Source organism: Alienimonas chondri, from assembly GCF_013036045.1.
Classification (GTDB): Bacteria; Planctomycetota; Planctomycetia; order Planctomycetales; family Planctomycetaceae; genus Alienimonas; species Alienimonas chondri.
In genome coordinates this window covers 1-6,706 of sequence record NZ_WTPX01000194.1, presented here as the reverse complement: position 1 = coordinate 6,706, position 6,706 = coordinate 1, and the positions used below count along the sequence as shown (strand labels likewise).

General features: G+C 69.0%; 1 protein-coding gene. It reads right to left on the bottom strand.

From position 1 onward, the window contains the following. Nucleotides 1–49: 49 nt before the first annotated feature. Complete coding sequence (locus tag LzC2_RS19200; protein ID WP_171189648.1) at nucleotides 50–6,355, bottom strand: alpha-2-macroglobulin family protein; 6,306 nt, start codon at nucleotides 6,353–6,355, stop codon at nucleotides 50–52. Nucleotides 6,356–6,706: the final 351 nt, after the last annotated feature.

The following is a 6,706-nucleotide window of genomic DNA, read 5'->3' as shown; positions in this document are numbered from 1 at the left end:
CCCTCACCCCCAACCCCTCTCCCCCAAAAGAGGGGAGAGGGGAGCAGGATCACGGCGTGACGTCCTCCCGGTCGGCGACGATCACGGTCCATTCATCGCTGTTGCCGCGGAGTTCCGGGGCGTACATGCCTTCGGCAATCGCCGGCAGGGCGTGCAGCGACCCTGGCGCCTCGGCCCGCAGGCGGTACCGCAGCGAGTGCCGGCCGCGGGGCAGGCTCGGCAGGAAGAAGTCCGTTCGCTCGTCGCGGAACTCGCGATAGGCGTTCAGGCCGCTCCAATCCCAGCCGCTCAGCGGGCCGGTCCCCGGCTGACTGCCGACCGGCTCGAACCCGGCGGCTTTCATGTCGGACAGGATCACGTACGAATAGTCGTTCTTCGCCTCCAGGATCAGTTCGACCTCGATCAGGTCGCCGCTGGTGGAGTCCGACCCGGGCGGCAGATCCTCGCGGGCGTTCTGATCGACCTGCCGCTCGTCGACGGCGCCGTCGTCGTTCGCGAAGGCGCGGGTTTCGTCCACGTCGGTGATCCGGCGGACGCTGCGCGTCACCTTGATCTCCAATCCGGCGGCGGGGATGAAGTCCCGCTTATCGAACGTCGTCACCCGGGCGGTGAAGTAGACCGGCGCCTGTTTGCCCCCGTTCGCCCCGCCGGGCGTCGCCCGCTGCACGCTGAGGACGTGTTCCCCGGGCGTCACCGCGACGCCGTCGAGGATCGCCGTGCCGTCGAAGGTGAACAGGTTCTCCGGCGTGATCGAGGCGGTGTGCAGTCGCTTGCCGTCCAGCGTGATGATGACGTCCGCGGTCGGGGCGGCCTCGCCGGTCGCCTTCAGATAGGCGGCGAACGCCTCGACGACCTGGGCCGTATCGCGGGTGCTGGACCAGCGGGAGCCGCTCTGTCGGTTGTTCAGCAGGTACTTGACCAGCTTCGGGGCGGTTCCGTCCGTCTGGCCGACCTTGGAGAGCAACTCCAGATACAACGCATTCGCTTCGAGGTCGTTGTTCCACCAGTACCACCAGCCGCCCTCGTTGGGCAGGCGGAGATAAGCGGTCTGGTTCTCGTCGTCGACGACCATGTACTGCCGCAGATTCGACAGACTCGTTTCCAGTCGAGCGTCCTCCAGCGCGGCGAACGACAGGCCCAGCAACGCCTGCGCCTTGAGCGGCAGCTTGAGCCGATCGCGGAAGAGGTAGCCGGCCATCGCGGCGTGCTTCTCGTCGTCCGGGTCGGCGCCGAGGTCGCTCAGCACGCGGAAGATCTGGGCGTCGAGGCTGCCGGCCTGCAGCTTGTAGTCCGTGCCTTCACGCTGCTTCGGCGGCAGTTCGCCCCGTTTCAGCCGGGCGACTTCCACGGCCTGATGGCGGGCGAGGAACTTTCTTCCGCCGGCGATCAGCGCCGGGTCGAAGTCGGCGCCGCGCTCCCCGGCCAGGTGCAGGCCGTGGGTGACGAGGGTCGTCATGTAGACGTCCGAGCTGCGGGCGCCGGGGAACCAGCCGAAGCCACCGTCCCCGCGGGCGAACGTCGCCAGCCGATCGACGCCCTGCTGGGTCATCTCCATCACCTGCTCCCGATCGAACACGGGGTTCGGCTTCTCCTCCTCTTCCCGGAACGGCCGACCGCTGCGGGAGGCGTTCAGATTGGCGGTGACTTCCTCCGCGGACGGCAGCGTCGTGCCGGCCTCTTCCAGCGTGTGCCGCATCGTCAGGACGGGCAGGAACCGGTTGAGGGTCTGCTCCGCACAGCCGTACGGGTAATGGGCGAGGTACGGCAGCGCATCGACGGCCGCGACGGCCAGCGAGGGGCTGAACCGCACTTCCAGCCGGCTTTGCTCTGGGTCGAGTCGATCCGTCACCGTGAACGTCAGGACCGAGTCGGTCGCTGAGGGATCGACGGCGCCGGCGAAGCTCTCGGTCCGCAACGTGCCGTGGGCCTGCACGGGGAAGGTCTGCTTCACCGCATCGCCGGGACCGGGCGTGCCGTCGGGCAGCGTCGTGGTGGCCGTCGCGGTGACGGTCGCCTCGCCCACGCCGATCGCGGTGACCCGCAGGTCGACCCGCTTCTCCTCGCCGGCGGGCACGGTGAGGGTCTTCGTCAGATCGCCCAGATTGAAGTTCGCGATCGGGCTGTTCTCGCCGAAGTCGAATCGCACCTCGGCTTCGACGTCCTGATCGAGTTCGCTGCGGACGAGCGCGGAGAGCACGATTTCGTCCGTCTCCGTCAGGAACCGCGGCGTTTGCAGGCGGACCAGCAGCGATTTCTTTGTCACGAACCGGCCGTCCGCCGAGCCGACCGCGGACCCCGGACCGACGGCCCAGGTGCGGATCTGCCAGCCGGTCAGGTCGTCCGGCAGGGGGAACCGAGCCGTCCCGACGCCGTTTTTCAGCGGCAGCGACGCGACCCAGTGGGCGGTGTCCGCAAAGTTCTCCCGCACCTGCGGAGCGGGGGCGCCGGCCGCTTCGCCGCGCGCTTTGTCAGCCGCCAGTTCCGGCGAGAACTCCTCGCTGAGAGCGAACGAATCCGCCGCCGCCGCCATCGGGGCGGCCATCGGGGCACGGCTCCGCATCATCTTGCTTTGCGGCTCGCCCAGCGCTCCGAGCGCGAGGCCGCCTCCCCCGAAACCGCCGCCCACGGCCCCGAAATCCATCTCCACGGAGTCGTCCGCGAGTTCCAGCGACTCCAAAACCAACCCGCCGAATCGACCGACGGTGGGCATGTTGTGGCGATGGTCCTCGACCTGATTGTGGGCGACGGCGTCGAGGTTATGGGCGATCTGCGCGTTGTGGTTCCGCAGCAGATCGGTGAAGTGCTTGCGGATGTCCGGGGCGTTGGGACCGCCGACGAGGGCGTCGATCGCGCGGTCGTAGACCGTCAGCGCCACGTCGCCGTCGACCGGTTCGCCGCTGGCATCGGTGACGGAGACCGTCACCTCGGCCTCCTCGCCCGGTTCGTAGCGGTCCTGGGAGGGCTTCGTTTCGACCGTCAGCACACGTTCGGTCGGCGGGACGGCGATCCTTCGCACGACGGCGTGCACCCGCCCGGCGGAGACGGCCAGCGCCTCCACGAAGAAGTTCGGCGCGTCCGCGTCGCCGATGTTCACCTCGTAGATGATCGCCCCGCCGGTCGGCCGCAGCACGGTCGGCTCGGGGACGGTGCCGTTCTCGGCGCGGGGGAAGAGGTAGACGACCTCCGCTTCGGTCTTCACCAGTAGCTTGGCCGTGTCGCCGGGGGCGTAGGTTTTGCGGTCGGGGATCAATTCGAGTCCCTCCGCGACCGACGCCGCATCCGCGGCGCCGCCCGGGCCGACGACGTTCAACAGCAGCGTCTCCGTCCCGGTGTGATCGTCCGCGGTCACCTTGTAGGTGAGGCGGTACTGGCCGGGCTGCTCGAACAGGAACCGGGCGGAGACGACGCCGTCATTGTCGATCGCCGGTTCGGGCAGGTCGTCCACCGGCGTTTCGACGGTCTTGCCGTCGGCGCCGCCGGTGAGGCGGACCGCGGACCATTCACCGACGACGCGCACCGGATCGCCGCCGGCGGCGCGGGCGGTGAAGTTCACGCCGACCGGCTCCCCGGCGACGGCGTAGCCGTAGTCGGCATAGCCGTAGACGCGGAAGGGCACGGCGGCGGCGAGGACCGATCCCCCGCCGGTCTGCGTGCGACGGCTGGCGTCCGTGACCTCCGCGGTGATCTCGTAGCGGTGATCGGCGTCCGCCTTGAGCGCCTTGGCGAGCGAGCTGTCCAGCGGGATCTTGAACGTGCCGTCATCGCCGAGCGTCGCCTCGCCCTCCGCGACGACCTCTTCAGGATCGTTCCCCCGCCACGGACCGCCCCAACCCCGGCCGCCGAAGCCGCCGCCGAAGGGATCGCCGTACCCGTAGCCGCCGAAGGGGTTTGGTTCCTCGAAGCCGGGGGCGAAGCTCCAGTAGGCCGGGCCGTACAGCCAGTTCCAGGGGTCGTAGGGATGCCAGTCGGCGCTCTCGACGGTGCGGGTCACCTTGTAGTTCAGCACGCCGCCGGCGACCGGACCGCCGAACAGGTACTCGGCCCGGACGGTCGCGGTGAACTCCTCGCCCAGCACGATCGGTTTGTCCGGGGCGTCGACGGTGACCTCGAACTCCGGCTTGCGGTATTCCTCGACTCGAAAGGCGAGGGGCGACTGCTGGGTGACGTCGAAGTTCGTCGCTTCGCCGACCCGCATCGAGTAACGGCCGAGCGTCGCTTCGTCGCCCAGTTCCAGCGAGACGACGAACGCCCCGGCTTCGTCCGCCTCGACCACCTTCGACAGCAGTTCTTCGCCGCGGGGATCGTTGACGACCACTTTGAGTTGGCGCCGCGGTTCGACGGCGTCGGTGGGCAGGGCGTAGCCGGCACGGCGGTACCACCCCTTGAGGTTCACCGTGTCGCCGGGGCGGTAGGCCGGGCGATCGCTGACGGCGTAGGCCTTGAGCTGCACGTTCCCCAGCGGTCCGCCGATCTGCGGATCTCCGAACACGCGGTCGGAGAACCCAAAGGCTCCGAAGCGCTCCCGGTCAGCGTCCTTTTTCTTGGCCGTGGCGAGCCACTGATAGAAGCTGTCGCCGTTTTGGGGGACCGATGCGGTTCCGTCCGGTCCGGTGGTCGCGGAGCGGCGGGCGACCTTCAACTCCCGCTTGCCGGGCGGGTTGACCCAGCGGTGTTCGTACCCCAGCAGGTCCAGCGTCACGCCCGGCACGGGGGCGCCGGTGGTCGAGTCGGTCACGACCCACAACGCCCGGTTGCCGACCAGCGGCTTCACCGCGATCGCCAGTTCGGCCCGCTGCACGCAGACGCCGTACGTGCGGCCATTCTCCAACTCGGCCGTGACGAAGTAGAGGCCCGCCTCCTTCAGCGAGGTCTCGATCGTCTTGCGGGCCGGGGTGTGGTCCGCGGGGGGATCGAGTTCGACGGTCCATTCCTCGATCGGCCCCCCGGCGAAGGCCGGAACCCGCTTCGCCCACCACTCGTTCATCGCATCGAAGTGGGCGACCTGATGATCCGTGCCCGCGCCTTCGACCAACTCCTTCTCTTGGGCAGCGAACCACTTCTCCTCGTCGATGCGATACGCCTTGAGCGTCGCCTGTTTCGCGTTTTTATAGGTGAGTGCGAGCGTCGCCGCGGTCCCGGACGGGCCGATCGGTTCCGGGTCGAACGCGGCGTAGGCGCCGACGATCTGCTCGCGGCGGGCGACGGCGGAGTCGTGCTCATGCGAGCCGGCCGTGGTGCGTGCGATCAGTTGGTCCCAGACCTTCACCGCCGTCGGATACTGGCGGCGGTTCTCGAACACGCCGGCGAGAGAACGCAGGCCGTCATTGGCCGAGGAGGTCTTGCCGTCGCCGACCTCCCGGTAGAGCAGCAGATGGTTGTGCTCGTCCGGCAGCGTGAACCGCTTGGGGCCGTTGGCGAGCCGGGCGATGGTCTCCGTCTCTTTCAACGAGGAAAGCGACCAGGGGCCGGCGTTCCCCTCGTTCTCCTCGCTGAGCAACTCGTCCAGCACGCCGGCCGTCGTGGAGACGCCGAACTGGCTTTCCAGGAAGGAGGCCCGCGTGATCGTCGCCTGGGCGGCGGGCTCGGGGCCGAACTCCGCGGCCTCGGCGAGCGACCAGCGCCAGCGTTCGCCGTCGTTCTTCGCGGCGGCCCACGCCTCCGGGACATTGTAAAAGACGGGATCGCCCTGCTCCGTGATCGGGGCACCGGACGGGTTGGCGGCGTTGCGAATCGGGTCCGGGTCGGCCCGATCCGGGAGCGAATCAAGGTCCGTCGTCTCCTGTAACCGCCACGCGGCATTCCCTTGGCGGCCCTGCATCAACGTCTGGGCGAGCGTCAGGCGATACTGGCCGGCTTCCCCGGCGCCCATCGCGTCCGCGGTCGCGGACTCCAGCCCCTCGACCAGCAACTGCAACGCCCGCACGCGGTCCCATTCAAAGCCGTTCGTCCAGTTCCCGCCGCGACGCTGACGGCCGCGGGTGAACTCGCCGTCGATGACGAAGCCGTAGTGATACCCGTTCAGCAGGGAGCGGGCCGCCGCCAGCTTCACATGCGGGCTGTCCGGGTAGGACTTCAACGCGGTCTCCCGCAATCCGTCGTCCAATTCCTGCCGGCCCAATTGGCCGGTCGCCCGCAGCGCCTTCTGCAACACGTCGGCGGCCGATTCGGGCTTGGCGTCGCCCGCCTTCAGCAGGCCCTCGTACAGCTTGAGGGCGTCGGCGTAGTCGCCTTTCTCCAGCAACGCGCCGGCCTTCTGCGCGACTTCATCCGGTTCCTGGGGCGGGGCGGCGGACATGGCGAGCAGTCCAGCCGACGCGCTGAGCAGCACGGCGACGGCGAGGAGCGAACGGGACACGGCAGAACACCGGGTGCGGGGAACGGTTCTCGTCTGACGACGAGGGGCGACGCGGCGTAGACGCCGCGACCGCCGCCACCGTTCCCGCATTTCCGCCGCGACGCAAGAAGCCGCGGATTCCTGCCGGCGTTTGAGACGTAACCGCCCCGGGAGCGAGGTTCTCCCCTCTCCCTTGAGGGAGAGGGGCCGGGGGTGAGGGTGAGCGAGTCCTCCTGCCGACTCGGTCACAGAGTGATCGACGCGAGGTGAACCCAGAGGGATCGATCTTTGATGGGCGATCGCACGGTTCAAGCCCCCTCACCCCCTGCCCCTCTCCCCTTTTTGGGGGAGAGGGGAGTATGGAGGCCGTCC